Consider the following 26,113-nt stretch of genomic DNA (forward strand, 5'->3'; position numbering starts at 1 on the left):
AGTAGGGGGTGGTTCCCGCTGAGGAAGCCTACCGCACGGCCGAGGCAAGCTCCGGTTCGACGTCGGGCGTTGCTTCCTTCTCTGCCTGTCCGGCCCCCACAGCCTTCGCGGCCAGCCACACGGAGACGGCGCCGAGGGCAAGTCCGGCGACCACGTCCAGGACGTAGTGCCAGCCGAAGTAGACCGTGGCCAGGGTCGTCAGGACCACGTAGATCCACATAATCCATTGGGCCACTTTGGGCAGGCGGGTCAGGTGCGCCACCAGTGCTGCAGTGAAGACGATGGATGTGTGCAGGGACGCAAAGGCTGCAATGCCGTGCACGTTGTCCGTGGCAAACGGATCAGCCAGCACTTCGATCCGGTTTTCATACAGGCTGTCCTGCAGGCCGGAGACTGCGGTTTCCGGCAGGTCGGCAAACGGGGCGGCGTCGTAGTAGACCGGGCCCATGGACGGCAGGGCGTAGTAGCTGACGGTGCCGAGGATCCAGTTGAAGGACAGGGCCGTGGCATACCAGGCGCCGCGCTGCAGGTTGTTGGACCACACCAGCGCCGCGGCGAGGGAGACCGGAACGAAGACCATAAAAAGCATGTAGACGCCGGAGAGCAGATCCGCGCTGAAACCGGTACCCAGCAGGTTATGCAGGACGTCGCCGGGATAGTTTCCGCCGGCCAGCCATTTGTCCGAGTCCTCCAGCATGGGGTCCGTGAGGTGTTCCTGCAGGAAGGGCAGGAAGCTCTTGAGGTTCCGGTAGGACATGTACGCGAGGTAGAAGGTGATCAGTCCCGCCACGGCTACGGCCAGGCGGGGTCCGGACCAGCGCGTCCGCAGCACGTGGGACGTGGCGGCTCCCGCGCCGCCCAGTTCGCGGCGTCGGGCGAGTACCCGGGGCACGACGTCGGCGGCGATCATGAGCAGCACAATCAGCGGCAGACGGATGTAGCTGGGTCCCAGGAAGCCGTCAGGATCACGGATGGGAAGGTCGCCCCATACGGCCGTAGCGACCATCAACACGGTGAAGGCTACGGAGATGGTCAGGGGGACGCCGAAGAGGCGGCGCCAGGCAGGGCGGACGGAGCCGGCTTCGATAGTCATGAGATATTTTTATCCCACAATTGTCATAAACCTGTTATCGAGGGACCCCCACCCTCAGTATGCTTTCGATCACGCGGACGGCCTGTTTCTGCCGTCGTCGCGGCCGGAAGCCTGGCCGGAAGCCGGCGCTGGTAGCTGCCCGGTGGCCTCCGGCGGCAGGCCGGACCGCTACCGCTGGGCGGACAGTCCGGCCTGGTCCGGGTGCGGGATGCAGTCCCTACTTGTTCAGGGCAGCGTCCAGCTGTTCCTGGATGGCGCCGTAGTCAACGGAGTCCAGCTCCAGCATCTCGTTGTCGAGGATCAGCGAGGGGGTGCCGCGAAGCTGGAGGTCCTGGGCGTCCTCCAAGTCGCGGGCCACCCGGTCCTTAATGGCGTCCGACGTGTAATCGGCCTGGAACTTCTCCGTGTCCAGACCCAGGTCCTCGGCGTAGGAGAGGAAGAGGTCGTCGACGTCGCTCTGGTTCTTCCAGTCCTCCTGGTGCTCGAAGACGGACGCAGCCATTTCCTCCAGGGCGCCCTGTTCTGCTGCGGCTTCCACAGCACGGGCAGCCGGCGCTGCGTTCTGATGCTTGGGCAGCGGGTAGTTCCGCACGAGGATGCGGACTTCATCCCCGTAGTCGTTCTTGGCCTGCTGAATCAGCGTGTCCATCTGGGCGCAGTAGGGGCACTGGTAGTCGGTAAACAGCACCAGGGTGGCTTTGGGGTCTGCGGGGTCGGTGATTGCCCTTGCATCCGCAGGAGCCACCTGGTCGATGCGGTCAGCGGGGATGGAGGTTTCCGCCGACGGGCTTGCTTCTGCCGTGGCGGTGTCTCCCGACGATCCGGAATCCGACGCCGCACAGGAGACCAAGGTGCCGACTGCGAGCAGCCAGGCAATCAGCAGGGCGAGGATGCTCTTGCGCATAGTTCCTTCCAGTGAAGTATCAGGGTTCGCGGTTCGGCGCGCTCTGCGGGCCTCCAACGGCGTTCCGCTCGTTAGACGATGGCTGCCACGGGGCGATGTCCACCCGTGAGGCCCAGGCTGCGCCCACTATTTTCGATGCTCCCACCGGATCGGACCGTCCGGTAGCCTGCAATTCGGCATGGGTTTATATGCTTTTGATATGGCTCAGGCGTGGCCGAACCTTTCGGTGCTGGAACTGTTCGTTGCCGTAGTGGACGAGGGCAGCGTGGCTTCCGGGGCGCGGAAACTGGGTATGGCCCAGTCCAATGCGAGCCGGTCTATTGCCGAGTTGGAAGCGGATTTGAAGACTCCCCTGCTTGAACGCAGCCCTCGCGGTTCGGCACCTACAGCGGCCGGAGTCCTGCTGGCGGACTCGGCTCGGGAACTGTTGGAGGCGGCGCGACGCTTCAACAGTGTGGTGCGTGCCGGCCGAAGCGGAGAGGCCATGGAACTCCGTGTGGGTGCCAGTCTCACCATCGCGGACATGCTGTTGCCGGCCTGGGTTGCCGAGCTGAAGCGCCGGCTGCCGCAGGCCCGCATTGATGTGCGGGTGGAGAACTCGGCGCAGGTCATCGAGGAGGTGCAGCGCGGCACCCTCCAGCTGGGGTTTGTGGAAACTCCGAATCTGCCGGTGCGGCTGAACGCCCTGGTGGTCCGGGAGGACGAGCTGGTGGTGGTTGTTGGTCCGGATCACGAATGGGCCAACCGGACCCGGATCGGTTTGCAGGAACTGGCGGAAACCCCTCTGGTGGTTCGGGAACCCGGGTCTGGTACCCGCGAAGCGCTGCAGGAAGTCCTTTCCGGGTACGACGTCGTCGAGCCGGCCCAGGTACTCAGCAGCAATGCTGCGGTGCGGGTTGCTGTTGCTGCCGGAGCCGGCCCGGCCGTGTTGAGCGAACTGGTGGTTCGCGACCAGCTTGCCAGCGGGGAGCTGCTGCGGGTTCCTTTCGAAGGAGAGGGAATCAGCCGACCCCTCACGGCCATCTGGTCCGGCCCACGGCGGTTGACCGGAGTCGCGGCCGAGCTGGTGGCGGTGGCTGCCGGGAGGGCGTAGGTTCAACCCTGCGTCAGCCGCAGGGCCGGTTGAACGGTCTTGCGCATCACTGTCTTGTTCTTGCCGATGTGGCGTTCGAACGTGAATCCCGCCTTCTCGAACATGGCCCGTGTGCCGTTGTGAAGGAACGAGGACGATGTTCTCTTGCCCGGGGTGAGTTCGTTGGGGAATGAGACCACCTCGCCTCCGCCTGCCTGTGCGATCAGTTCGAGCGCACCGTCCAGTGCCTCCCGTGCCACGCCGGAACGGCGGTGGTCGCGGTCGACGAAGAAGCAGGTGATGCGCCACGGCGCCGGCTGGGTCTCGCCGGCGTCGTACTGCTTGCGGTGGTAGATCCCCGGCAGTTCGCCCGGACTGCCGTACTGGCACCATGCGATCGCGTTGTCGCCGTCGAAAACGAGTGCCGCGTGTGCTGCGCCTTCCGCCACAAGTCGCTGCTTGAAGGTCGGCCCGTCGTACTCGCTTTTGACGGTGTCCTCCGTGTCGCCGTGGAAATACGAGCAATAGCACCCGCCCCAGACCCCGTTGTGTTTCTGCGCGAGTGCAAGCCACGCCGGAAACGTTGCCGGAGTGAGCGGCTGAATTACGTGCGGCATCGCCATGTCCGTCCTGTCATGTGTTCAAGAGGTCAGGATGTTTCCTTCGATGCCGGCGTCTCGGCAATGCACAGGACCGCTCTATTGCCGTCCTGGTCGGCGATCACGGTGAGTGACGGTGAACCGCTGTCATCCACGACGGTTCCTCCTGCGGCGACGGCAGCGATGATTCGCTGCTCGGCCACCTCGGGCGCCACATAAACCTCGATGTGGAACCGTTGATTCACGGTCTTGAGCTCGTCCGCGTCTCCGAACCACAGGTTTGGTATCCGCCCCGTGGCATCCCGGATCTCGTCGCTGGGCGACCCGTGGCCCTGGGCGTCTGCGTTGCCTGTCAGCAGGGCTGCCCACACCGGGGCAATCGTTGCTGAGCGGGCCGTGTCGAGGCCGAGTTCGAGGACGCTGACCGAGGCCGGGTCGGCGTCGAGCTGGTGGTCAGCGGCGATCTCGGTGATCAGCCTCGCGAGGTCGACATCCTGCTGGGTGACCCATTCGACGACGTGTTTGACGCCTTTGCCATCGCGGTAGATGGCGTCTGCGCTGACCAATTTGAGGTCGACGTACCCGGTGCCGATCGACACGCTGGGGTGGTGTCCGAGCGTATCGCCCGCCTCACCTACCGCTGTCACGAACCGTGCTCCGGTGCCGAAGTCATCGACCAGGTAGCGGGCGTGCAGCCCTTGGGCCAACTTGCGCCAATCGGTCAGCTTGGCCGCGGCGATCGCCTCACCCGACAGCATGTCCATGTTCCGACGCCCGATCCGGGATTCAGCTGCAGCGTTTGAGCTCGTCATTTTTGAGCGCCTCCTGTACGTGTGCGAACAGTAAATCCGACGTCGAATGCATCTACAAGGAAAATCGGTCTCGGGCTCATTGGGGGAGTTCCACCATTACGCTCTTACTGCGAAGGTGCCCGCCTTACTGCGAAGGTGCCCGCCTTACTGCGAAGGTGCCCGCACGACGACGGAGATCGCGGAGGTGTTCACGCCGCAGGCTCTGCTGTGCACCGTGCCGTTCAACCTGCCCCTGCACGGACCGCGGCGTGACTAGAACGGCGGTGCCTGTTCCTGCGGCGCCGATTCCTGCAGAGGTTCCCTCTGCTCATGCTCTGCTCGGAGGTTCGGCGCCGGATCCGGTGTCCCCAGGTCCAAGTACGGCTCGGTGCGGTAAGTACGTCCGGTCGGCGAAGTCCACTCGATTACCCCGGGTTCGGGCTGGCACGCTTTCCAGAAGCCCAGGGTCTTGAACCGATGGTGCCGTCGGCAGAGGTGTTCCAGGTTTCCATGGTCGGTGGGACCTCCGCGGGCCCAGTCGACGGTGTGGTCAATGTCCGCGTTCACGGTGCTGACCCGGCAACCGGGGAACCGACAGGTTCCATCCCTCGCTCGGAGCCAGCGGCGGAGCCCTGCCGGGACTTTTCGACGCCGTCCCACGCCGAGGATTTCACCTGTCTGCGGGTTTTGGGCGAGCCCAGTCCAGCCGACGGCGTTCCGGGCTAGCCGTCGAGCCGCTTCTGCGCTGATAGGTCCGTAGCCGTGTAGTTCGGCGGGTTGTTCGTCTGCGCCGAAGAGGGTTTCGGCGTTGATCAGGACCATGATTTCCGCGCGCGGGACAATCCCTTCGTCTGGGCCAGACTCGTCTCCGAGGCGCTCACCGCCGGAAAACCTCACGTCGCTGTCGTTCCCGGTGACTACTCCTGGGTGTTTGGAGCCGCCGCCTTGCTCGCTGTCGCCACTTCCGCCGTCGTGCCTACCTCCGCGGTTGGCTCCGGTCCCGCGCCGGGTTCCGGTCGCGGCGAAAAGTCTGCCGCCCATCAGCAGCTGCGCGAGAATGTCTGCGCGCAGTTGGTCCGTGCTCCGGGAATCCCCGGCCGCCTGCTCACCGCGGGCTGCCGTGCTGAGCGCCGTGTAAATCTGCTGAGCTTCGGCGGCTCGCAGGTGGGCGGACAGGCAGGACATTCCGTCCTCCTCCCGGTCCAGAGTGACCTTGCGCTGCTCGAAAGCTGACTGGTGTTGTTTGCTGACAGTGTCCGGAAACTTCCTTTCACGCAGCCGGCGGGCCTTACAGGAGAACTGGGACCGGGTTTGGCCGGGTGCTGCTGCCAGCAAGTCACCCTCAAATTCCGGTAGTGCACCCGCTGGCACGTTTTGGCACTGGTCCAGCACCACCTGCGCGTGCTGGTAACTCAGCTGTCCTTCTTCCAAGGCGGTCAGGGTGGCGGTATGGGTGCTGCACAAGTTGAGCGCCTCGCTCATCATGCGCTGAGCGGTGACCTGCGGAATGTTCAAAATAGCTGCACATTCTGACGCTGCCTGACTGAACGCTATCCCGGGCTCGAGCCGCCCCGAAGCGGCGTGGAAGTCCTCCCGGAAGATCTCTTCCATGCGGTTCAGCAGGCGGACCTGCAGCGCCTGCACCCAGGACATCAAATGCGCCATCCGGGACAGGGCATCGCCCACCATCTGCTCGTCAAAGGCTTCAAGGTTCTGCAGCGCCAGTGTCCCGGTAAAGCCGTCCGGATACACAGGGCTTCCGATAGGAGTGGAACCATCGGCGGCTGGCTCAGCTGGCTCAGCTGGCTCGGCAGGCTCTGCAGGTGCGGCCTCAGCGTCGTTCTCGGGAGTGTCAGCAGAAGTAGAGGTATCCGCGTCAGCGGCGTAGGCAGGCTCAGCGGCAAGTTCCGCCCGGTAAACCGACACGGTGCAGGGCGGGCGCGGCGGCTCGGCCCCGCTAGCCTGCCCATCAGGCTGCTGGTTCTCACTGCCTGGCTCTTCGGTTATCCGTTCGGTGTTTCCGAGCTGATCCATACCTCAGGATTTCATCTGGCACTGACATTTCAGGCCCAAAAACAGGCCGAAAACGGAGCTCCGGGAAACTTCAAATACCCGTCTTTCGAACGCAACTACCTGCCTGAACAAACGGCAAGACCGGGTGCTCCGAAGACAACCTCCGGCCCACTGGAGACGCTTGGAACTCGCCGTAGGAAGGCTGGTTCTTGCATGAGCGCGACGACGGCAAGGACGACGTCGGCCCGGCAGGCCTACCACGTGGCTCCTATGACTGCCCGGCAGACCCTACTGTGCGGAGGAAAGCCGCTCGATTCGCTCGCGTGCAGACCGTTCGCTGGGTCCCTGCGGACCGAGCCCAAGCCGGATAACACCCAAAACAAGTTTCACGGGAAACTTCATTGGCACCGGAACCGGACCCAAGTGCGGAGCCCGCAGCCCCAACATCTCCCTGTGCTTCGGCTCCAGGCTGGCCACAGCTCCGGCAAACAACACCCGGTACCCGATCCGCTGGTTTCCCGGCAGGGGAGGACGGCGAAGGAACCCCAACGCCTCCCGCACATAGTCGCTGTTGCGCAGTTGGGTATCGTAGCCGGCCATCTGCTTCCGCAGATCGGCTTCGGAACGCGGCGGATCCGGAATACCCATCAACTCACCCGCCACCGCCCACTCCGCCACATAGGCATCCGGTCCGCCCGGAATGGGACCGCCGTAACGCTGGTGCGAGGAGAGGAACGCGTCGGCGAAGGCCAGATGCACCCAGCGGGCAATCTCGGGATCATTGGCTGAATACGGCCGCACCGCGCCGTCGGCGTCTACATAAGTGCCGTGCACACGTTCATGCAGCCGCAGCACCCAGTCGGAGCCCGCCTTGGCAGCGGCCGTGTCCCCGTAGGTGACGGTGAAGATCCACCGGATGGTCCCGGCGAGCCGACCCAGCGGATCGTCCTTGTAGTCGGAGAAGTCGTGGACCCCGGCCATCGCCCCGGGATGCAGCGCCTGGAGCAGCAGGGCCCGGATGCCGGCGATGATGGGCGTCATGGACCCGTGCACCGCCCAGACCGCGGACTCGGGACCGAAGTGGCCGACGTCGTCGCCCTCCGCCAGCTCAAGCTCCCACTGCGGGATCTCGGCGGCGTTGTTGCTGAATGTGCCGATCAGCTGGCGGCGCCAGGACGCGATCGCCCGGGGAGGAGAAAAAACGCTCATCTTCCCCAGTGTCCATCCGTCCGGACCGCTTGCCTAGTGCCCCTAGTGCCCCTTGTGACCGCCCGGTGTTCGGTACTGCCGGCCCGCAGGATACGCCCGCAGGCTAAAGATGCGGGCCGTGGTCCGGTCCTCCCTCACGCTGGTGCCGCTGGAAGGCCAGCACCGGGGCCGCTGCGAAGAACAGCAGCGCAGCGAGCCACAAAATGCCCGCAATGTTCCCCAGCGGCCCCATCGTGGCAAGAAGAATGCAGGCAACGCCGGCTAGCATCACGGCGTTTACCGTGTACTTGTCTTTCATGTTATTACCTTTCATACACGCCTAGCGCAGCAGGATGTCCACCGACCGTGAGTTGCCCATGGCCCGTTCCATCACGCCGGAACGGTTGGTGACGTCGTCGCGCAGGATTTCCGTGACCGAGCCCAGGAACCGGGAGAGGTCCACCTTGTCCTCCGGCGCCGCGAGCAGCAGCTGGAAGCCGAACTCGTGCAGCGCGTTGATGGACGCCTCGGCAAAGGACAGGGACGACTTAACAAACGCCTCGTCCATCATCACGGTTCCGTAGGTGCTGAAGCCCTGGGACACAATGCCCAGCTGGTAGGCCAGAGCCGAGGCCATGATGAACGCGGTGAACCGCTGGCCCTCGCCGCCGGACATCAGCGACGCCTGCAGGTTGGTGTAGGTGTGCCCGCTGGCAAGGCGGTGGGTGCAGGTGATGGTCACGTGCGAGCGGACATCGAGCACCTCGGCCCGCCAGCGCTTCTCCTCGGGATCCTTCAGCCGGTCCACCAGGCCCTCGAGCGCAGCGTACCGGGCGTCCATGTCCGCCCTATCCTGCCGCGAGCCCATCATGGGCAGCGCGTTCTTCAGTTCGGTGCGGAACTTGTGTGCGGCGTCCGGAACGGTGGTGGCGACCTCGATCTCCAGGTGGCTGCCGGCAGAGTATTCCACCCGGCGGAGCACGGAGTTCAGCGGCAGCAGGCGCGAGGAGATGCTGCGGCGTTCCTCATCAAGGAGCTGCAGCAGGTCGCTGAACCGCTCGTAGGTGCGGTTGTTGAAGTACTCGCGGAACTCGGCTTCGCGCTGCGGCAGGCCCTCGGAAATGATGTCCTCGAAGCGGTCCTCGTACGCACCGGCGGACTCCACCGACGTGCCGAAGTCCGAACCCCACTTGTCGCTGAACGTCTCGAACGTGCGTTCCAGCTTCGCACGGGTTTCCAACAGGGTCTTTTCCAGCCGGGCCTGCTCGGTGATCAGGGACCGTTCCACCTCGCCGGCGGCCTCCTTCAGCCGGGCCGGGTCGGTCAGTTCCCCGAAGGGTTCGAACAGTTCGGCCAGCGCGGAACGGAGTCCCTCGGACAGCGCTTCGGGTGCCTTCGCCGAGAGCGCGGTGCGGCGTTCGACGGCGGCGGCCAGGTCGGCGTCGAGCCTCGCGGCGTCGCCCTTGAGCACGCCGACCTTCTCGGTGGCTGCGGTGAGGTCCAGTTCGGCGGTGTCGAGCTCGAAGCGGATCTGCTCCAGATCGGCGTTCGCATCCCGAGCGGATTCGAGCCGGTCATTGGCGACGGCGACGGCGGCCCGTGCGGCGTCGGCCGACAGGTCCTCCCAGGTCCGCTCATCGGCAGCGATGGCGCGCACGGCGGCGAGCCGGCGGACCAGCTCGTCCTGTTCCTGCGCATGCTGCCGGGAGAGGTTATCCGCTTCCTCGAAGACGCCGCGCAGGGCCAGCAGCTCGTTGCCGAGCGCCGCGACGGTGTCCTTGTTGTCAAAGCCCAGGACGTTGTCCGAGGCCTTGGTGTGCCGGTCATCCTTTTCGGTGGTGCTGCGGTTGCGCTTGACCGCACCGCCGAGGCTCACGCCCTTGGCGACGTCGGCCAGCCCGGCCGGGTCCTCGACGCAGACGAAGTCGTAGTGCGCGGTGATCTTGTGCCGGACCCACTCGCCCATTTCCGAGTGGTGGGTGAGCAGCTTGGTGATCAGGTCATCGGGGCCAGGCTCGGTGGGGCCGTCCACGGGAACGGAGACGTCGATGCAGCGGACGTAGCCGTGCATGTCGTTCTCGCTGAGATAGCGGGTGACGGCGGCCATGTGCTCGCCGGGCACCAGCAGCGCGGTGGCGAGGGAACGCAGGGTACGCTCGGCGGCCGGGCGCCACTGGGCGTGCTCGTTGGGTAGGTCGATGAGTTCGCCGGCGAACGGCATGTCCGCTTCGTCGATGCCGGTGGCGGCGCAGATCCGGGTCCGCTGGTCCAGGGAATCCTGGCGGATGTTGGAGGTGCGGCGGCGGAAGGAGCCGATCTCGTTTTCCAGCTTCGCGATCTGCCCCTTGAGGGACCACGCCTCGCCGTGCGCGTTGCTGCTGCGCTCGCGGGCGGCGTCGAGCTCGGTGCCGAGCGACTTCACCAGCTCCGCGGCGCGGCTGCGGGCGGTGACCAGACCGGCGGGGGAGAAGTCGACGTCGATCCCCGCGGCGGCGAGCTCGTCCTTGGCGGCGTTTTCCACGGTTTCCCGGGAACGCAGCTGCGCGGACGCAGCCGCGAGTTCGCGTTCCAGAGTGGCGATGGCTCCGCCGCCCTCTTCGGTGTACCGGGTGCTGAGCGCGTCGCGCTGGTCTTTCAGCGTTGCCCGGCGGGTTTCGGCGGCGGAGAGTTCGGAGCGGGCTTCGGTTGCGGCCTGCTCCAGCTTCTCGGCGGTGCGCTGGGCGCCTTCGAGGGCCAGGCGCTGCCGGTAGGCGGGCAGGCCTTCCTTGGCCAGGGCGCGGTTGTGCGCCAGGGCGTCGGCGGCTTCGCGGTAGCGGGTGTGCAGCTCGGGAACGGACTGCAGGTGGTCGCGCTGCTGGCGGGCGCGTTCGAGCTGGCGGCGGATGCTGCGCAGGTGGCTGAAGTCCTCCACGGCCTCTTCGGCGGCGGTGAGGGTGCGCGGGGTGTCCAGCACGTGGTTGCGGAAGAAGTCATTGACCGTGCCGCCCAGGCCCTTGCCGGTCTGCAGGATGCGCAGCAGGTTGAAGGCCTTCTCGTCCTCCACACCCAGAGCGTGGCGGTAGCGTTCGGCGAACATCTTGTGCGAATCGAACACGGCCGCACCGGGCAGCAGGGTTTCCAGGCTTCCCTTGGTGAAGCGGCCGCGCATGCCGGCCTGCAGGGCCTGAAGGTCCAGCGGGCGGTTGTGCACCAGGTAGTAGCGGCCCAGGTTGTGCTCGGTGCCGGTGGCGGGAAGGTCCATAACCACGGAGAGGCTGGTGATCTGTCCCAGACCGTTGTCGAAGGTCAGGCAGACCGCGGACCAGGTGGCGCCGGGGCGCTGGTAGGCGGTGCCCGCGCCGTCGTCGGCTCCCTGGGTGCCCAGGCGTCCGCGCATGTAGGAGAACGCGTTGCGCTTTTCCTCGGCGTTGGTGCCGGAGTTGTTCTGCGCGGCCTCGTTCATCCGCGGGCGGGCGTCCATGACCTGGAGCATGGCGTCGAAGATGGTGGATTTGCCCACGCCGGAGTCGCCGGTGAGCAGCGTGCCGGCACGGTCCACCTTGATGGTGTGCGCGCCGTCGAAGGTGCCCCAGTTGACGATCTGCACGGAGGCGAGCCGGTTCTGGCCGGGGTTGATCAGGTCTCCCATGGGGAGGGTGGTTTCGATGCTCATGCCGGCTCCTCGCCGTCGTTCAGGGTGTCACTGGGGATGCCGTCGGGATCCTCCCCCGAGAGGGTCTGCATAAAGGTGATGATGTCGCCGATCTGGCTGTACGGCAGGGCCAGCGGCAGGGCGTTGGAAATGACCCAGACGTTGTCCAGCTCGGTGGGAAGCAGCAGCCGGCGGTCCTGCACGAGCTTGCGGATGGCGGCGTCGGCCAGGTCCTCCACGGACTTCGCGTCGCGCTGCCCCGGATCCACGTAGCCCTCGAGCACCTCGACGATGTCCTGCCGGGCGATCGTGGCCTCGTTCCCGGTGCCGGTGTGGCGGTCCAGGATCAGCCGCATCCGCAGCAGCAGCAGGGTTTCCTCACGGGTCATTTCGCGCTGGCGCTGCAGGGCGGAGGTGTGCGGCTCGGCCATTTCCACCGGGCGCAGCAGGGCGACCTTGCGGTCCTCGTCGATGACCAGGGTGAGGAAAAGTTCGCTCAGCCGGACGCGCAGCTGCTCCTGGTTGTCCACCACGGTCTCGTACACGTTGTCCGAGGAGTTCGCGTCCAGGTACGGGCCGCGCAGCAGCCGGATGAGAGCCTGGCGCAGCTTCAGCGGCAGGGTGCCGGTGTCGCCGGGGAACAGTTCCGGGCCGTCGACGAGGAGATCGCGCGGGGCGGGCTCGTCGTGCTCTTCTTCAAGCTCCGGCTCGAATTCCTCCGGCGTGGAGGACATGGTGGTCTCGCTCATTTTTCTGGGGCTTTCGCGACGGCGACGGCGGGCAGCAGCGCGGTGCGCTCGCTGCCGTCGATCTGGGTAAAGGTGACGGATTCAAGGGTGTCCCCAGCGGCGCTACCGCCGGCGAGCAGGGCACGGATGCTGTTCAGATGCCGGTGTTCGGGCGGCAGCTGCTCGAACACCTGGGCCACGGTGGCGCTGGTGCGGGTCGCCGTCGCCCGGGAGACGGCGTCGGCCAGTACCCGCCGGTCCGCACGCGGGGTGCGGACCGAGCGGTGGATGTCCGCCTCGGTGAACTGCGGCGGTTCGGGCAGGGTGCGCGGGGCGGCGTGGTCTTCGGGGTTGTAGACCCGGACCATGCTGAGGGATTCGAAGCCCGAGCCGTGCAGCTGCGGTGCGGGTACGACGGCGGCCCGGCGGCGCCCGCGCGGAGCCTTGTGGATCGCGGTTTCGGCGGCGCGGATGAGCTGGCGCAGCTGGACGGATTCGCGGTACTCGTCGCTCTGAACGTAGGTGTGCATGGATTCGGAGAGCCGGCCGTAGATCCGGTGGATTTCCGTGGCCTGGTCCCGCATGTCGCTGATCAGCCGGTACAGGCTCTGCCGGTCTTCGGGGCTCATGTCGTCGGCGAAGTCCCGTTCCAGTACCTCCGCGATGGCGGCGCGGAAGCGGGCCTGCTGGTCGGCGTCGTTCAGGAAGGCGGTGAAGCCCTCGTAGGTGCGGCCTTCGGCGGTGCTGCGCAGCTTCTTGTCCGCTTCAAGGATTTCGCCCATGGTCAGGCCCTTGGCGGCGTTGGATTCCACCATTTCCTGGCGCAGGTCATGCAGCATCTTTTCCAGGCCGTCGCGCATCCGTTTGAAGTCGGCGGGCAGCGCGGCGGCCAGGTCGAGGATGTCGCGGGCGGCTTCGACGGCGGTGTCGTCCGGCAGAGGCGGGGGAGCCTCGCCGGATTCCAGGGCACGGATCATTTCCTCGCGGCGGGCGACCTCTTCTTTAAGGACGGCGATGCGGGCGGCCGGGTCCGGGTTGGATTCCTGCGCGAGGTTCTCCACCCGGTCCAGCAGGGTGGCCAGGCGGGAGGAGTTCAGGGACGTCTTGTCGCTGGTGTAGCCGTCCAGGTAGGAGAGGAAGCGGGCGGAGGATTCGGTGAGTTCGTAGACGAACTTTCCGTCCGCGCGGGGGCGGGCCAGGAAGCGGCGGGCCACCCAGTCATCGGCGTAGTTCCGTCCGGTCCAGTCCTCGCGCAGCTGCACGCCGTCCATGCGGAGGCGGTTCAGGAAGGAGTCGGTCATGGCGTGGAAGTCGTCCAGCGGAACCCGGGGCCGGGTGCGGGTGAAGGCCTCGCGGAAGAGTGCCGGGACCCAGGCATTGGCGTTGGTCAGTTTCCAGCCGGGGGAGGCCTGGAGCCGCTGCAGTTCGGCCCAGCGGGCAACGGCGTTCTCGATGAAGGACATTCTGCGCTTTCCGCCCGTGCGGTGGGGAAAAACGGGCCTCCTCGATTTTAGCCGGGTGGGAGGGTTGGGTGGGTCAGGGGCGGGGGCAGGGCATGTCAGAGGCCTCCCAGGATCAAGGAGGGGGCGCTGATAGGTGTCATGTGCACTGTTTATCGGCACTCCTTAGCGGTAAACAGACTGAACCTAACAGGCAATGATCTCAGCAACCGTTAGACCAAATTGAGATTATAAGGAATTTGGGTGGTGGGCCGAGCAGGAACGGGAGGCGGCATGAAGGCCGGAAGCTCGCCCGAATATGGATTTCCCTAGTAATCCTTGCCATATGCAGGTAAGTAAGCGCCCGCAGGGGGGAGGGGGATATGAGATATGAGACCCATATCGCCCCAACGGCGTAATCTCCTCGCTTAGAAATGGTATGGCCTGCTCATCGGATGGATAGTACATTTAGGGGATGCGAGAGGTGCGCGTGGATCGATATAAGGAGTGGGCGGGTGAGCTGCTGCCGGTCGCCCAAGAAGTTCTTGAAAGATGGCAGCCAGAACTGGCCTCTGATGCCCGAAGCGACGTTCTTCCATCTGTTGCTCATTCGATCTGCATCACCCATACTGAGCGACTTCGCGCAGCTACAACCCTCCTCGAATCCGGTCTAGGGAACCATGCTGCGCCCTTCGTCAGAATCGCTTATGAGGAAAACATCTGGATCCACTATCTCGCCTCAATAGACGATCCCCGGTTAAGAAACGATCTGCTCTACCGTTTGGCGGGAATGAACAAAATGCAGCGAGTAAGTACGCAGCGCGATTTTTTTGGTCCTGCTGAAGCAAACGCTACGGGATTCTTGCCCGCCGCACACGATGAGCTGGCACCGCAAGTTGAGCAAAACCTGGTCCTCTTCGAAGAGCTAGCCAGCAAACTGAACTGGCCATCCCAAAGGCAGCGAGGTGGCCCCGGGCGACTCCCGAAAATTGCATGGTTGGCCAACAGGCGCTTCGGAGAAAAACATCCAGTGCACGGTTTTCTTGCTGAATGTTCCTCGCAGTACGTTCACTTCAGTGCGTACCAAGTCACACGAGGAGTTAAACGTGGCCCTGATGGGCGTGCTCAGTATAGCGACCCTTTCCAGCGGGGCATTGACGCGGGCTTCGCAATGGGATGGATGGTTGAACTCTTGATTGATTGCTTCCTACAAGCTCGTTTGTGGGTATCCCCGAATATAGATTTCCAAGGTGAATGGCTCGTCCATTGGCCCACGCAGATGAAACGCATCCGTAGCGATCTCCATGCCTACGGCCTTCCTGCGTTGATTTACGCAGCAGATCTAGTCAAACCCGAATAACCACGAACGGGGACTTGTCCGACAAGCACCCCATGTCCTCGTGAAGGAGGCGACCGGCCACCCGGGTCCTCCGGAATGGAATCTGGACCATGTGGCGTCGTCCCGCTCACCCGACGACGTAGATGGGTGGTCCCGGTTTTCGGTTCAGTCAGGTTTCTCGGGGAAGGGGGCATGCCCATTGGCGGTTGATAGCGGTCCGTTGCCGTTGCGCCATCAACACGGGCGGAGCACCAGCTTGGTCTGTCTCGATAATGCGGCTGGCTAAACGACGAGCAAAGCCCCCGGTTGCAGTCTGCCTTCGAACAGAGGCCCGGCGCACTGCGTGGAGCTGGCAACCATTCCGATGAACGTGGCCCGGTGTCGCGCTCGGCGAGGGGCAGGACTCCTCGCTGTGCACGGAAGCCATCGTATTCCTGGTTCCTTTTTTCGTCCTGCAACCCGGCTGTGTAGGCGTCGAGGTGGTGTTCACGCTGGTCCTGCCTGCGGCAGTCGGTTGCTGAGTGTGTCGATCTGCTTGTAATTTCATTACTCTGGTCATCATGAAAAAAGGGACGATCCTCAAAATCAATAGTGTCTCCTACGTAGTCGAATCACTGCTCGGAGAAGGCGGGGCGGGCAGGGTCTATAAGGTCCGCTCTTCAGCGGACGGCAAAGAATACGCTCTCAAGCAAATTGAGAAGGATGGTAAGCGAACAGATCGCATCGAGAGATTCCGCCGGGAAATCACGTTCGGTATGGAAGCGAGCAACGACCACGTTGTGCAGATCCACGCAAAGTTCGAAGACGCGCAGTGCTTTTACTACACCATGGACCTGTATCCGAAGAACCTGCGCGACATTTTTGCGGAGGAATCGGACTATCGGGTGCTTCTCGACTACCTCATCCAGCTCTGCGATGGTCTCGCCTATGTGCATGACAAAGGAATTGTGCACCGGGACATCAAGCCTGAGAACATCCTCATCGATACTGACAACCGACGTCTGGTTCTGGCAGATTTCGGGATCGCTCATTTCAAGGATTCAATGCTGACCAAGAAAAGTGAACTCTTGGCTAATCGCAACTATCAGGCGCCAGAGCAAATGGTGAAGAAGGACGCAAGAGGCATTGGGAAGCCAGCGGACATTTTCGCACTTGGACTCATCATCACCGAAGCCTTCACGAAGCAAAACGCTCGCGGGTCGCGGCATCGGCGTGTAGGTGATGTTCACCCATTTTTGTCCAACCTCGACCTGCTCGTCGAGAGATTGATGCTTCAGGATGAGACACAACGCATCACGATTCAAGCCGCTCGGGACTACCTCAACCTGATTCGCAATCAAGTCAACACACGAATCGAAGAGATCGTGGAAGAATTACAGGTGAACGACGTGCCGTCCAGTGGCAGCATACCGAAAATGGAACCAGTCCTCGAGCAGGCCAGTGTGGATGTTCTGTCTGCTAAGTACATATTCGAGCGAACCAGCGACGAGGAACTTTCTCGTTATAACCCGAACTATCACTGCGAAATCAGCTACCGCGTGAGTGATGAGCTATACAATGCCTGTGTTCAATCACGGTTGTACGCGATGTGTAAAGCAAAATTCGAGTATGAAGCTAACGGCACGTGGCACAAATCGCACCTGAAGCAATTAGATTCGCCCCTCAAGGAGCAGCTCCAAAAAGACTTTGAGGTCATGCAGGGACGGTACCCGGTGGCGAATAATTCTCTCTGGGAAGGGTTGCCGCGTATGACCGCTCACTACTTTCGCTTCTGTAAGGACTACCACTGCAAAGAAATTATTGAAGATGCCAAACGAGCGCTCTCGTTGGGCCCAGGATCGTTGCATCACAACCTCGTGAATGTCCCGATTCTCTGGCTCACTCAGAGCCTGAGAGGCTATCTCAATACCGACTTTTTCGAAAGTTCTCCACGGAACCTTCGAGAAATCGAATTCGAACACCACGTGAACGTCGTCTGGGAGGGAACATACCCAGATGACTCCGACCGAATAACTGTAGGCCTCGACCTCTTCGATCCCCTTGATAAGACACAAAGCATCATTCCGATACTTGAAGCGCTCCAAGCCAAATGGAATGTCTCGTATGCGAAGCAAAACGACGGCAATTACTCTATCTACTTCAATTCTCCCAGTGAGTACGCGGATTTCAGCATGCAAGCACTCGCCGTTGCGGCTCAGGACTACGTCTTCGAAGGAGACGTAGTCGATCTACTCCGAACCGATGATAAGTATGACGATCTTGTTGCGGTTACCTGGGGGGCGACCTTTGACATTCCCAACACGCTGGCCAAAGTCTTAGGACTCCGCGATATATAGGAAGGTCCAGAGCTTCCGGTCCGACACTCTCTGTGTTTGATAAGGATCCGAGTGCCGGAGGGCACACGAGGGACGTACCGTTAAGGGGGGGCAGGTGGGCCCGTCGTCGGGTCCCAGTCCTGGCCTATCGCGCCAGTGTTCCTGCGCGGCGTCGGCGTCGTTACTACCCGCGAGCTCCTAGGGAGTGCTCGCGGGAGCGTAGAGCCCAGCACCCGCCACCCCTCTGGCCCCACCCGATCCCGCCGCCTAGACTGACGGCCATCCGAGTGCGCCGACCTGAGGAGCAGCATGCCCACGATCGCCGAGACCGTCGTCCACAACCTCGCCGCCAACGGGATCCAGCGGATCTGGGGAGTTCCCGGCGATTCCCTGAACGCGGTGACCGAGGCGATCCGCCGGGAGAAGGGCATCGAGTGGATGCTCACCCGGCATGAGGAGGAGGCCGCGTTCGCTGCCGCCGGGGAGGCGGCGCTGACGGGCGAGCTCGCGGTGTGCGCGGGCAGCTGCGGCCCCGGAAACATGCACCTCATCAACGGGCTCTACGACGCGCACCGAAGCCGGGTGCCCGTGCTCGCGATCGCATCGCACATTCCGAGCGACGAGATCGGCAGCCAGTACTTCCAGGAGACCCGACCCACCGAGCTGTTCCGCGACTGCACGGTCTTCTGCGAAATGGTCCTGAGCCCTGAGCAGATGCCGCGCCTGCTGGAGATCGCCATGCGCACGGCCATCGAGAAGAGGGGCGTCGCCGTGCTCGTGATGGCGGGCGACACCGCGCTTGAAGACGCCGCGGACGAACGCGTCTTCACGGTCCGCCGCACCGACCCGGTCATCGTGCCCTCCCCGGTGGAGTTGCAGGAGGCAGCGACCACCCTGAACGCCTGTGGAAAGGTGACGATCCTCGCGGGCGCCGGCGTGGAGGGGGCACGCGAGGAGGTCCTCGCCCTCGCCGACGCCCTTGGCGCGCCGATTGTGCATGCCCTCCGCGGCAAGGAATTCATCGAACACGACAACCCGTTCGACGTCGGCATGACCGGGCTCCTGGGCTTCGCGTCCGGATACCGGGCGATGGAGGACTGCGACGCGCTGCTGATGCTCGGCACCGACTTCCCGTACCAGCAGTTCTACCCGAAGAAGGCGAAGATCCTGCAGGTCGACCTCCGGGGCGAGCAGCTCGGCCGCCGCGTGCCGCTCACCCAGGGCCTGGTCGGCGGGGTGCGCGCGACGGCGTCGGCGCTGCTGCCGCTGCTCGAGCGGAAGTCGAACCGCACCCACCTCGAGAAGTCCCTTGACCACTACCGCCGCACCCGCGCGCAGCTCGACGACCTCGAGAAGCAAGGCCCGGGCACCATCCATCCGCAGCACTTGGCCCACCTGATCGACGAGCTCGCCGCCGACGACGCGGTCTTCCTGCCCGACGTCGGCACTCCCGTCATCTGGGCGTCCCGGCACCTGCACATCGGCGCGCGACGGCGCCTGATCGGCTCCTTTTGGCACGGCACTATGGCGGCGGCGACCCCGCTGGGTCTTGGCGCCCAGGCGGTGGACCGGAACCGGCAGGTGGTGGTCCTCGCGGGCGACGGCGGCCTGGCGATGATGCTCGGTGAGCTGCTGACAGCGGTGCAGCATCGGCTGCCGATTAAGATCGTGGTGTTCGACAACGCGGCGCTCAGCTTCGTCGAGGTGGAGATGAAGGCGGCGGGCATCGTCAACTTCGGGACCGGGCTCGAGAACCCGGACTTCGGTGCGGTCGCACAGGCGGTGGGGATGCACGGCGAGAGCGTTAAGCGTCCGGAGGGCCTCGAGGGCGCCCTGCGCCGCGCGTTCGCGTACGACGGCCCCGCGCTTGTCTCAGTCGCGGTGGAGCGGCAGGAGCTCTCCATGCCGCCGAAGATCGACGCGAAACAGGCCACGGGCTTTGCGGTCTACGCGATGCGCACGGTGCTAGCCGGCAACGGCCGCGAACTCATCGACCTGGCAAAGGCCAACGCGCGGCAGCTGCTCTAGTCGGCACCGTGCATGGAAGGTATTGAATCAAGTTGATCGTGTAATGGAAGTGACAGGATAATTGGATATCAGGACACGTTATCTCTGGTTATTGCAGTTCGGTGACCTCTATTGCCGGGAAGTTGGTGGTGTCCCGGAAGTTGTTGCTAGATTTAAAAGTAGAACAAAGATTTGAAAACCACTGCGAACCGCTGTGTGGCCACATGTGACTGACTGGCTGTTCCTACAGTCGAAGTCGAGTCCTCCCGCCCTCACCTAGTAAATCCCTCAGTTGTTCGTTCAAGCGCAGCAGGCCCTCACGGGGCCTTTTTTTATACCCAAATCAGGAAGGAACCACCATGTCCACTCTCTTTGCAGGCCCTGTCGACAGTGCCTACCGTCGGCCCGTCACACGATCAAAAGTAGGCACCAGAGTCAATAGCGGGGATCTGTTCGAAGTAATCATGGACTCAGTAGCTACGCGGCTGGCGAGTCGTCGGTTGTTCTCAGTGCTCACCATCAACGAACTCAACGGACAGATTGTCCGTGCGGAAAGAACCGTCATCACTGCGGATCTTAAGTCCTCACTCATCGCTGTCTGGAAGGCTCTGTTAGGGGTAGCCGAGAGGCCTACAACCAGTCATTGGCGGGCTCGACGACGACACACTCCTGGCTATGAGGAAGTTCTGACGCGTATCGACCAGCGGTGTACCTTCCACGCCACAACGATGAAGTTCCAATACTTCGGAAAACACCCCGGATCAATGGAGGAGGCATACCTCCCCCCGGTAACAATCAGCTACACGAAATTCCAGCCCCGCCTTCGCCAAGGTGAGGGCTTTTTGTTTAAACGCCTATGAAAGGACCCGCCTCATGCCTTCCTCATCCCTTCCCTCAGACCCCGCTCTGTTCCTCTGGGCGTCCCACCTCGCCCGCGCCGCCGGCGATGTTGATTCCTCCCGGCTAAGTCGGGGCATTGCCACGGTCTGGCCCCTCATCGAGCAGTACATCGACAGTTATCGTCGCGGTAAAGCTCTCCCGATAATGACCATGCTCAGCATCCTGGAAATCTGCCGTTCCGGTCCGGAAACTCCACCCTTTTGCGACGGACGCGCCAAACTACTTAAGGTCTGGGAATGCCTGGGTAACTTGAATGGTGTCCGCGGAACTCCACTGTCTGTTCTTACGGGCCGAGTAGAGCTGATTCTTGCGCTCAATGACCTGCTCATCATTGATGAGACGCCGCCCAACGTGGAAATCTACATCACCGTCTTGGACGCAGAGTTGGCGGCTATGCACTGGGCGCTTCTGGATCTGCTGCCCGTGGATTGTGCACTCCAGGTTCAACAGATCGATGAAGATTGGCGGGCGTCAGCCATGGAAGAGCCCATAGATGAGATGCCGGAGGGCTGGTAATAATGACATCCTGTTCCCAAACCGCGTTGAGGACGGCGGCAGCGCGTAGGAGCCGCGCGGGTGAGGGAGCCGGCGTCGCAAAGGCCCCACTCCGCTGCTAAATGACAGAGAGTGGGGCCTTCGTAGGACTGGAGTCTGCTGACGCTGAGTCCTTACGGCTGCTTGTAACGCGTCCGCGCGAAGAACAGGCCGACCAGGGAAATCACGGCGATGGCCATGTAGTACAAGCCCGGTGCGCTCAGTGACCCGGTGACATCCAGCAGCCAGGTCAGCACCAGCGGCGCAATACCGCCCAGCAGCGTCACCCCCACGTTATAGGTGATGGCCAGTCCGGTTCCTCGAATTGCTGCCGGGAACATCGAGGAGAGCAGGGCCGGAAGCGGTCCAAAGTAGAACGCCATAATGACACCAAGCAAGCCTATGACGAGCACTAGTGTTGGAACCGTTGGGTTGGTGACCATGAGCTGGAACAGCGGCCAGGCAAGGAGCAGCGCACCGAGTGCCGCATAGGTCATAACTTTGGCGGGTCCCACCCGGTCCGCCAGATGACCAACAAACGGCACACCCACGAGGGTGATAAGACCGGCGACCACGCCGCCAAGGAATGCCGCGGTTGCCGGGATTCCCAGGTTCGTCACAGCGAACGTCGGCATGTAGAGAATCATGTAGACGGAGATGGTCGCAACACCAACGGCAGCCGAAGCGGCAAGCAGGCGCCCGTAGTGATTCACGAGCAGTGCCTTAACCGGAGAGGACACCTTTTCCCCGTGAACGAAATCCTCGGTTTCGGAGAGCTTGGCGCGGATGTAGAGTCCTACCGGGCCAATGAGCAGGCCGACGATAAACGGCACACGCCAGCCCCAGCTGTTCAGTGCCTCTTCGGAGAGTCCCTCGGTCAGCGCGAAGCCAAAGCCTGAGGCCAGCACCATCGCGGCGCCCTGGCTTGCCACCTGCCAAGAGGCATAGAACGCTTTCTTATGCGGTGCCGTTTCAATCAGAAATGCAGTTGCCGTGCCGAATTCGCCGCCCGCGGAGAATCCCTGGATGAGGCGCGAGAGCAGGATGATGACCCCGCCCCACATGCCCACCATTGCGTAGGTGGGTGCCAGCGCCATGATCAGCGTCCCGACCATCATCAGCAGCAGGGTCAGTGACAGGGCATTCTTGCGTCCCTTGCGGTCTGCGTAACTACCCAGCACCATGCCGCCCAGGGGGCGGACGACGTAGGAAATCGCAAAAGTGGCAAAGGTCAGGATCAGTGCGAACGTCGGGTCCGAATCCGGGTAGAAGTTCTTCGCAATGACGGTTGCGAAGGTTGCGTAGACGATGATGTCGAACCATTCGAGGGCGGCACCAATCGAACTACTAATCACCGCCTTCTTGGCGTCTTGAAATTGCTTCGGCGTTATCGTCGTTGGTGCGCTCATGAGGTGCTCCTGGTGGGCGTAAGTGTTGGCAGGCTAGGCGGTGAGGGCTTTCACAAGGTTGTCGATGAATGATTCGCACTCGGCGATCTGTTCCAGGGCGATGAATTCATCAGGTGCATGCGCCTGGGCAATGTCGCCGGGGCCGCAGACAACCGTGGGAATGCCCGCGTTGAAGAACAACCCCGCCTCGGTGCCGTAGGTTGCCTTATCCGGGCTCGGCGTTCCGCCGAGGTCGGCCGCCAAGGAGACTATCGAGGCCTCGGCGGGGGTATCGAGCCCGGGGGTCTGGGCCAGCACTGTGAATTCGACGCGTGCTTCGGGGTTTTGGGCCTTCATGAGCGCTTCAATGCACAGTGCTTCGGCGCGGAAGCTTTCGATGAGCGCTACCGGGTCATCGGCACCGATGGAGCGGAATTCAAAGTGAAGCGTGCATAGCGCCGGAATGGTGTTTACCGCGATACCGCCCTGGATCTGGTTCACCGTGGTGGTGGTGTAAGGGACGATGTAGGCTTCATCGGCGGCGCCGGTGCTGGCGAATTCCCTGGCTTTGGCATTAACAAATGCCGCAAAGTCGGCGGCCGCGGAAATCGCGTTGACGCCCAGAGTGGTCAGTGAGGAATGTGCCGCAATTCCGTGAAAATCTACCTTGATGACATTGACCGATTTGTGCCCGCGCACCACACGCATGGAGGTGGGCTCTCCAACGATGGCGCCGCGCGGCTTCAGGCCGTCGGCGGTGATAGCCGCTACCAGGTCAACCGCTCCGATGCAGCCGACTTCCTCATCGTAGGAGAAGGCTAGGTGGATAGGTTCACTGAGTTTGGCCTCGACCATTGAGTCGAGTTTGGCCATCACCACGCCGATAAACGATTTCATGTCGCAGGCGCCACGGGCATAAAGCTTGTCGTCGCGTATCTCAGGGGTGAACGGATCGGAGCTCCAATCCTGTCCGTCAACCGGAACAACATCGGTGTGCCCGGAGAGCACAATGCCGCCGGTCCGCGTGCCATCGCCTGCGGGAATGGTTGCCAGCAGATTTGCCTTCTGCCCGGTTGCATCGTGGATGAGCTTTGATTCGATGCCCAGAGCACTGAGGCGTTCACCCACGTAGCCGAGCAGCGGAAGATTGCTGTCCCGGCTGACCGTATCGAAATTAATCAGTTTCGTAATTTCTTCAAGCGTTGCATCGCTCGGTGTAGGTGACATATTTACTCCTAGTATTCATCGAGACAGCCGCCAAGGTATCCGCATTTTCGGCGGACGGCTAGCCGCGAGTCTGTCACTGGGGGCCTTTCTTGTCACACTGTTGCGGCCTCGTGACGTCATACCGTGCCTCAATGTGGCCGGAGTTCGTTTCCGCTGTTAAATGGCAGCACAATCAGTTCCATGGACGCCCCGGAAACGATCGCCTACCCCCTGGAGTGAGCGAATGACAATTGAATTACGTGTGATGCCGGCCGAACGATTCGCCGCGTGGCTCGAGGAATCGCGCCGCGGCTACGAGCAATCACGCATCGAGTCAGGAGAGTCCACCGAAGTGGCGGCGCAGAAAGCGCGGGCGGGGTTCGCGGCGTCGTTCCCGGACGGGCAGATCGCGCCGGGCCAGCTCGTTTACGACGTCGTCGCCCTCGATGGCAACGGAGCGTCCACGGTCGTCGGGTATCTCTGGATCTCGCAAACCGGGGATAGGGCAGACGCGTGGTGGGTTTCGGATATCGAGATCCACGAAGATTACCGGGGCAAGGGCTACGGCCGTGCCGCAATGCAGCTGGCGGAGGGTGCCGCCGCCAAACAGGGTGCTGCGACGCTGGGCCTCAATGTGTTCGGCTACAACACCGTGGCCCATGACCTGTATGAGTCCCTGGGCTATGAGACCGTCTCCACGCAAATGCGTAAGCCGGTAGGGCAATGAAACACCCACCCAGGGCACTGGCCGCCGGCGGACGCTGAGTACGGCGGCTGTCGCCGTGTCCCGGCGTCTCGCCGTCGTCCTTCCTTAGGACTGAGGGGTTTTAACCGCAATCACCGGAGCATTGGCCTCCAGCAGGATCTGCTGCGCTGTGCTGCCGAGCAGGAACTTGCCCACCTTGCTGCGGTGCCTCACTCCGATCACCACGGCCGAGGCGCCCACCTCTTCGGCGGCGTCGAGGAAATCCCCCACGGCGTCGCGGTCACGGGCATCCGGCAGCCGGAAGGTGACCGGAACGCCCTGAAGCTCGGGGCCCTCAGGGTCGAGCTGAGTGCCCTCGAGGTTGAAAACCACCAGGTCTTCCTGACGGCGTCGGGCTTCTTCGAGCGAGGCGGCTAGTGCAGCTTCGCCCTCGGGGGTGCTGGTGCGGGCAACAATGACGGTCATAAGTACTCCGAGGTAGGAGGGGATTGTCCTTCAGGTTCTCCACGCCAAGTAGAAAAAGCAAAACCTTCGCAATTTATTAAGCGCGGCGGCCAAGCCGACTCCCTCAATATGACTCAGATCACTTAGGGTCATTAGGTGGTCGGCTCAACGCTGAGTACCGGCCAGCTTTTATGTCTCTACCACCCCCACTAAGGACAGTTGATTTCGTGAGTTCATCACCAGATCGAGCCGGGTCCGGCGCACGTCGCAAGCATCCGGTCTTTATGGCCGTCTATGGCATCGTGGCTGCTGCCACGATCGGCCTGGCCACCTTCGTTTCCATCCAGTCCGCATCCGGCGGTTCGGACATTCGCGCAAATCTCACCCTGATTGCCCCCGCAGGTGCCGGCGGAGGCTGGGACATGTTCATGCGCGAGCAGCAGCAGGCCATGCGCGCCAACGGCCTGGTGAACAACACGCAGGTAGTGAACATCCCCGGGGCAGCCGGCACCATCGGCCTCGGCCAGCTCTCCACCATGTCCGGGCAGGCAAACAACCTGATGGTCACCGGCGCGGGGCTGGTCGCCGGCGTAGCGCAGCTGGACTCCGCGGTTACGCACGACGACGTGCGGCCCATCGCGCGGGTGGTGGAGGAGTACGACGTCGTCGTGGTTCCGGCCAGCTCCCCATACAAGACCCTCGACGACCTGGTGCAGGCCTGGAAAGCCGACCCGGCGGCGATTGCATGGACCGGCGGCGGCACCTTTGACCAATTGGTCATGACCGAACTCGCCCTCGCTGCCGGAGTGGATCCCTCCGACACCACGTACATTCCGAAATCCGGCGGCGGCGAGGCGGCCCAGGCACTCATCACGGACACCGCCAAAGCTGCCACGTCCGGTTACAAGGATGTGGAAGACCAGATTGACTCCGGGCGCCTGCGCGCACTCGGACTGGCCGCCCCGCAGCGGCTGGACGGCGTCGATATCCCCACCTTGACCGAGCAGGGCTACGACGTGGATCTGGCCAATTGGCGGGCCATACTGGCTCCTCCGGGAATCACGGATGAGGAATTCGCGGAGCTTAGGACCCTGGTGGAGGAAACCATCGCGACTCCTGAGTGGCGGGACGCCGTGGAGCGCAACAAATGGGTCGATGTGTACCTCTCCGGAGACGAGTTCGATGAGTTCATGATCTCCGAGCAGCAGCGTATCGGCGAACTCGTGAAGGAGATCGGCTGATGAGTAATCCAGTGCCCCCGCCCACCGGCATGGCGGAGACGCAGCGGCCCCAACCAGCCGGCACGCCAGACGCCACGCCAGCCGTCCGGACCTCATGGCGGGACGGCCGCAGCGGGCTGCTTCTCTCGCTGCTCATGGTGCTCTTCAGCACCTATCTGCTGATCGGCATCCTGACGATGGACGTGGGGGAGGGCACGGACTTCCCCGGCCCGAAATTCTTCCCCGGCATCCTGATGGTCGCCGGATACGTCCTGGCCGTTCTGCTGGCGCTGCACTACCTGCGCTCGCCGGAACATCCCACCGAGACTTCCGCACGGACGTATCGAACCTTCACGGACTGGTCGGCAGTCCTCTGGTCGGCCGGAGGCTTCCTGCTGTTTGCCCTGACTCTGGAAACCCTAGGCTGGATTATCGCCGCCGCCATGCTGTTCTGGTTCGTCGCCAAGGGCTTCGGCAGCCGCCGCCCGCTGTTCGACGTCTCTTTCGCCCTGCTGATCAGCAGCGCAATCTATCTGGCATTCTCGGTCGGCCTGGGACTGAACCTCCCCTCCGGCATTCTTGGAGGCAGTTTCTGA

At 63.1% G+C, this 26,113-nt stretch carries 21 protein-coding genes; 8 read left to right on the forward strand and 13 right to left on the reverse strand.

The window, feature by feature from the left end; all coding sequences use genetic code 11:
- Positions 1-28: 28 nt before the first annotated feature.
- Positions 29-1,093: a phosphatase PAP2 family protein gene (locus N2K98_RS01150; RefSeq protein ID WP_255798678.1), complete on the reverse strand. Its 1,065-nt coding sequence runs from the start codon at positions 1,091-1,093 to the stop codon at positions 29-31.
- A gap of 217 nt (positions 1,094-1,310) precedes the next feature.
- Positions 1,311-1,997: a DsbA family protein gene (locus tag N2K98_RS01155; protein ID WP_255866530.1), complete on the reverse strand. Its 687-nt coding sequence runs from the start codon at positions 1,995-1,997 to the stop codon at positions 1,311-1,313.
- A gap of 199 nt (positions 1,998-2,196) precedes the next feature.
- On the opposite strand from N2K98_RS01155, the gene N2K98_RS01160 reads away from it, so the two are divergent.
- The gene (locus N2K98_RS01160; protein WP_255866529.1) at positions 2,197-3,090 is read left to right on the forward strand and encodes a LysR family transcriptional regulator; all 894 of its coding nucleotides are present in this window, start codon (positions 2,197-2,199) and stop codon (positions 3,088-3,090) included.
- Between the two features lie 2 nt (positions 3,091-3,092).
- Here N2K98_RS01160 and N2K98_RS01165 read toward each other — a convergent pair whose 3' ends face one another.
- From N2K98_RS01165 to N2K98_RS01200, 8 genes are all read right to left on the reverse strand, one after another.
- Positions 3,093-3,686 (reverse strand): GNAT family N-acetyltransferase, encoded by a 594-nt coding sequence (locus N2K98_RS01165; protein ID WP_255866528.1) that lies wholly within the window; start codon positions 3,684-3,686, stop codon positions 3,093-3,095.
- A gap of 32 nt (positions 3,687-3,718) precedes the next feature.
- On the reverse strand, positions 3,719-4,432 hold the full coding sequence (locus N2K98_RS01170) for a VOC family protein (protein WP_255866542.1): 714 nt from the start codon (positions 4,430-4,432) through the stop codon (positions 3,719-3,721).
- Positions 4,433-4,732: 300 nt separating this feature from the next.
- Positions 4,733-6,493 carry an HNH endonuclease gene (locus N2K98_RS01175; protein WP_255866527.1) on the reverse strand — a complete coding sequence of 587 codons (1,761 nt, stop codon included), beginning with the start codon at positions 6,491-6,493 and terminating at the stop codon, positions 4,733-4,735.
- A gap of 267 nt (positions 6,494-6,760) precedes the next feature.
- Positions 6,761-7,681 (reverse strand): oxygenase MpaB family protein, encoded by a 921-nt coding sequence (locus N2K98_RS01180; RefSeq protein ID WP_255866525.1) that lies wholly within the window; start codon positions 7,679-7,681, stop codon positions 6,761-6,763.
- A 103-nt stretch (positions 7,682-7,784) separates the two neighbouring features.
- Positions 7,785-7,979 (reverse strand): hypothetical protein, encoded by a 195-nt coding sequence (locus N2K98_RS01185; protein ID WP_255866524.1) that lies wholly within the window; start codon positions 7,977-7,979, stop codon positions 7,785-7,787.
- Positions 7,980-8,000: 21 nt separating this feature from the next.
- Positions 8,001-11,312 carry an ATP-binding protein gene (locus tag N2K98_RS01190; protein ID WP_255866523.1) on the reverse strand — a complete coding sequence of 1,104 codons (3,312 nt, stop codon included), beginning with the start codon at positions 11,310-11,312 and terminating at the stop codon, positions 8,001-8,003.
- Entirely contained in the window at positions 11,309-12,040 is a 732-nt protein-coding gene (locus N2K98_RS01195) for a DUF4194 domain-containing protein (RefSeq protein WP_255866522.1), read from the reverse strand. The genes N2K98_RS01190 and N2K98_RS01195 overlap by 4 nt, the downstream gene beginning before the upstream one ends.
- Positions 12,037-13,482: a DUF3375 domain-containing protein gene (locus N2K98_RS01200; protein WP_227924160.1), complete on the reverse strand. Its 1,446-nt coding sequence runs from the start codon at positions 13,480-13,482 to the stop codon at positions 12,037-12,039. The genes N2K98_RS01195 and N2K98_RS01200 overlap by 4 nt, the downstream gene beginning before the upstream one ends.
- A gap of 451 nt (positions 13,483-13,933) precedes the next feature.
- Here N2K98_RS01200 and N2K98_RS01205 point away from each other — a divergent pair, with 451 nt between their 5' ends.
- The 4 genes from N2K98_RS01205 to N2K98_RS01220 all read left to right on the forward strand — a co-directional run bounded on the left by N2K98_RS01205 (position 13,934) and on the right by N2K98_RS01220 (position 20,535).
- On the forward strand, positions 13,934-14,818 hold the full coding sequence (locus N2K98_RS01205) for a hypothetical protein (RefSeq protein WP_255866521.1): 885 nt from the start codon (positions 13,934-13,936) through the stop codon (positions 14,816-14,818).
- A 539-nt stretch (positions 14,819-15,357) separates the two neighbouring features.
- The gene (locus N2K98_RS01210; protein WP_255866520.1) at positions 15,358-17,133 is read left to right on the forward strand and encodes a serine/threonine-protein kinase; all 1,776 of its coding nucleotides are present in this window, start codon (positions 15,358-15,360) and stop codon (positions 17,131-17,133) included.
- Positions 17,134-17,421: 288 nt separating this feature from the next.
- Positions 17,422-19,140, forward strand: coding sequence for a ubiquinone-dependent pyruvate dehydrogenase (gene poxB, locus N2K98_RS01215; protein WP_255866519.1), 1,719 nt, complete (start codon positions 17,422-17,424; stop codon positions 19,138-19,140).
- A gap of 852 nt (positions 19,141-19,992) precedes the next feature.
- On the forward strand, positions 19,993-20,535 hold the full coding sequence (locus N2K98_RS01220; protein ID WP_255866518.1) for a hypothetical protein: 543 nt from the start codon (positions 19,993-19,995) through the stop codon (positions 20,533-20,535).
- A 152-nt stretch (positions 20,536-20,687) separates the two neighbouring features.
- Here the strand turns inward: N2K98_RS01220 and N2K98_RS01225 are convergent, their stop codons facing one another.
- Together N2K98_RS01225 and argE are read right to left on the reverse strand one after the other, a co-directional pair.
- Positions 20,688-21,962, reverse strand: coding sequence for an MFS transporter (locus N2K98_RS01225; RefSeq protein ID WP_255866517.1), 1,275 nt, complete (start codon positions 21,960-21,962; stop codon positions 20,688-20,690).
- 33 nt (positions 21,963-21,995) lie between these two features.
- Positions 21,996-23,168, reverse strand: coding sequence for an acetylornithine deacetylase (gene argE, locus N2K98_RS01230; protein ID WP_255866516.1), 1,173 nt, complete (start codon positions 23,166-23,168; stop codon positions 21,996-21,998).
- Positions 23,169-23,391: 223 nt separating this feature from the next.
- Here argE and N2K98_RS01235 point away from each other — a divergent pair, with 223 nt between their 5' ends.
- The gene (locus N2K98_RS01235; protein WP_255866515.1) at positions 23,392-23,874 is read left to right on the forward strand and encodes a GNAT family N-acetyltransferase; all 483 of its coding nucleotides are present in this window, start codon (positions 23,392-23,394) and stop codon (positions 23,872-23,874) included.
- A gap of 84 nt (positions 23,875-23,958) precedes the next feature.
- On the opposite strand, the gene N2K98_RS01240 is transcribed toward N2K98_RS01235, so the two are convergent.
- Entirely contained in the window at positions 23,959-24,318 is a 360-nt protein-coding gene (locus N2K98_RS01240; RefSeq protein ID WP_255798696.1) for a universal stress protein, read from the reverse strand.
- A gap of 263 nt (positions 24,319-24,581) precedes the next feature.
- On the opposite strand from N2K98_RS01240, the gene N2K98_RS01245 reads away from it, so the two are divergent.
- Together N2K98_RS01245 and N2K98_RS01250 are read left to right on the forward strand one after the other, a co-directional pair.
- Positions 24,582-25,538 carry a tripartite tricarboxylate transporter substrate binding protein gene (locus N2K98_RS01245; RefSeq protein ID WP_255866541.1) on the forward strand — a complete coding sequence of 319 codons (957 nt, stop codon included), beginning with the start codon at positions 24,582-24,584 and terminating at the stop codon, positions 25,536-25,538.
- Positions 25,538-26,113, forward strand: a complete 576-nt coding sequence (locus tag N2K98_RS01250; protein ID WP_255866514.1) for a tripartite tricarboxylate transporter TctB family protein — start codon at positions 25,538-25,540, stop codon at positions 26,111-26,113. Before N2K98_RS01245 ends, N2K98_RS01250 begins: the two co-directional genes overlap by 1 nt.

The organism is Arthrobacter jinronghuae, assembly GCF_025244825.1.
GTDB classification, from domain to species: Bacteria; Actinomycetota; Actinomycetes; order Actinomycetales; family Micrococcaceae; genus Arthrobacter_B; species Arthrobacter_B jinronghuae.

Excerpts from the sequence above, each read along its gene's own strand:
- N2K98_RS01155 (WP_255866530.1), bottom strand. The coding sequence starts at position 1,997 with ATGCGCAAGAGCATCCTCGCCCTGCTGATTGCCTGGCTGCTCGCAGTC.
- N2K98_RS01180 (WP_255866525.1), bottom strand. The coding sequence starts at position 7,681 with ATGAGCGTTTTTTCTCCTCCCCGGGCGATCGCGTCCTGGCGCCGCCAG.
- N2K98_RS01225 (WP_255866517.1), bottom strand. The coding sequence starts at position 21,962 with ATGAGCGCACCAACGACGATAACGCCGAAGCAATTTCAAGACGCCAAG.
- N2K98_RS01195 (WP_255866522.1), bottom strand. The coding sequence starts at position 12,040 with ATGAGCGAGACCACCATGTCCTCCACGCCGGAGGAATTCGAGCCGGAG.
- N2K98_RS01150 (WP_255798678.1), bottom strand. The coding sequence starts at position 1,093 with ATGACTATCGAAGCCGGCTCCGTCCGCCCTGCCTGGCGCCGCCTCTTC.
- poxB (WP_255866519.1), top strand. The coding sequence starts at position 17,422 with ATGCCCACGATCGCCGAGACCGTCGTCCACAACCTCGCCGCCAACGGG.
- N2K98_RS01240 (WP_255798696.1), bottom strand. The coding sequence starts at position 24,318 with ATGACCGTCATTGTTGCCCGCACCAGCACCCCCGAGGGCGAAGCTGCA.
- N2K98_RS01165 (WP_255866528.1), bottom strand. The coding sequence starts at position 3,686 with ATGCCGCACGTAATTCAGCCGCTCACTCCGGCAACGTTTCCGGCGTGG.
- N2K98_RS01185 (WP_255866524.1), bottom strand. The coding sequence starts at position 7,979 with ATGAAAGACAAGTACACGGTAAACGCCGTGATGCTAGCCGGCGTTGCC.
- N2K98_RS01170 (WP_255866542.1), bottom strand. The coding sequence starts at position 4,432 with ATGGACATGCTGTCGGGTGAGGCGATCGCCGCGGCCAAGCTGACCGAT.
- N2K98_RS01220 (WP_255866518.1), top strand. The coding sequence starts at position 19,993 with ATGCCTTCCTCATCCCTTCCCTCAGACCCCGCTCTGTTCCTCTGGGCG.
- N2K98_RS01200 (WP_227924160.1), bottom strand. The coding sequence starts at position 13,482 with ATGTCCTTCATCGAGAACGCCGTTGCCCGCTGGGCCGAACTGCAGCGG.
- N2K98_RS01235 (WP_255866515.1), top strand. The coding sequence starts at position 23,392 with ATGACAATTGAATTACGTGTGATGCCGGCCGAACGATTCGCCGCGTGG.
- argE (WP_255866516.1), bottom strand. The coding sequence starts at position 23,168 with ATGTCACCTACACCGAGCGATGCAACGCTTGAAGAAATTACGAAACTG.
- N2K98_RS01245 (WP_255866541.1), top strand. The coding sequence starts at position 24,582 with ATGGCCGTCTATGGCATCGTGGCTGCTGCCACGATCGGCCTGGCCACC.
- N2K98_RS01205 (WP_255866521.1), top strand. The coding sequence starts at position 13,934 with ATGCGAGAGGTGCGCGTGGATCGATATAAGGAGTGGGCGGGTGAGCTG.
- N2K98_RS01190 (WP_255866523.1), bottom strand. The coding sequence starts at position 11,312 with ATGAGCATCGAAACCACCCTCCCCATGGGAGACCTGATCAACCCCGGC.
- N2K98_RS01160 (WP_255866529.1), top strand. The coding sequence starts at position 2,197 with ATGGCTCAGGCGTGGCCGAACCTTTCGGTGCTGGAACTGTTCGTTGCC.
- N2K98_RS01250 (WP_255866514.1), top strand. The coding sequence starts at position 25,538 with ATGAGTAATCCAGTGCCCCCGCCCACCGGCATGGCGGAGACGCAGCGG.
- N2K98_RS01175 (WP_255866527.1), bottom strand. The coding sequence starts at position 6,493 with ATGGATCAGCTCGGAAACACCGAACGGATAACCGAAGAGCCAGGCAGT.
- N2K98_RS01210 (WP_255866520.1), top strand. The coding sequence starts at position 15,358 with ATGAAAAAAGGGACGATCCTCAAAATCAATAGTGTCTCCTACGTAGTC.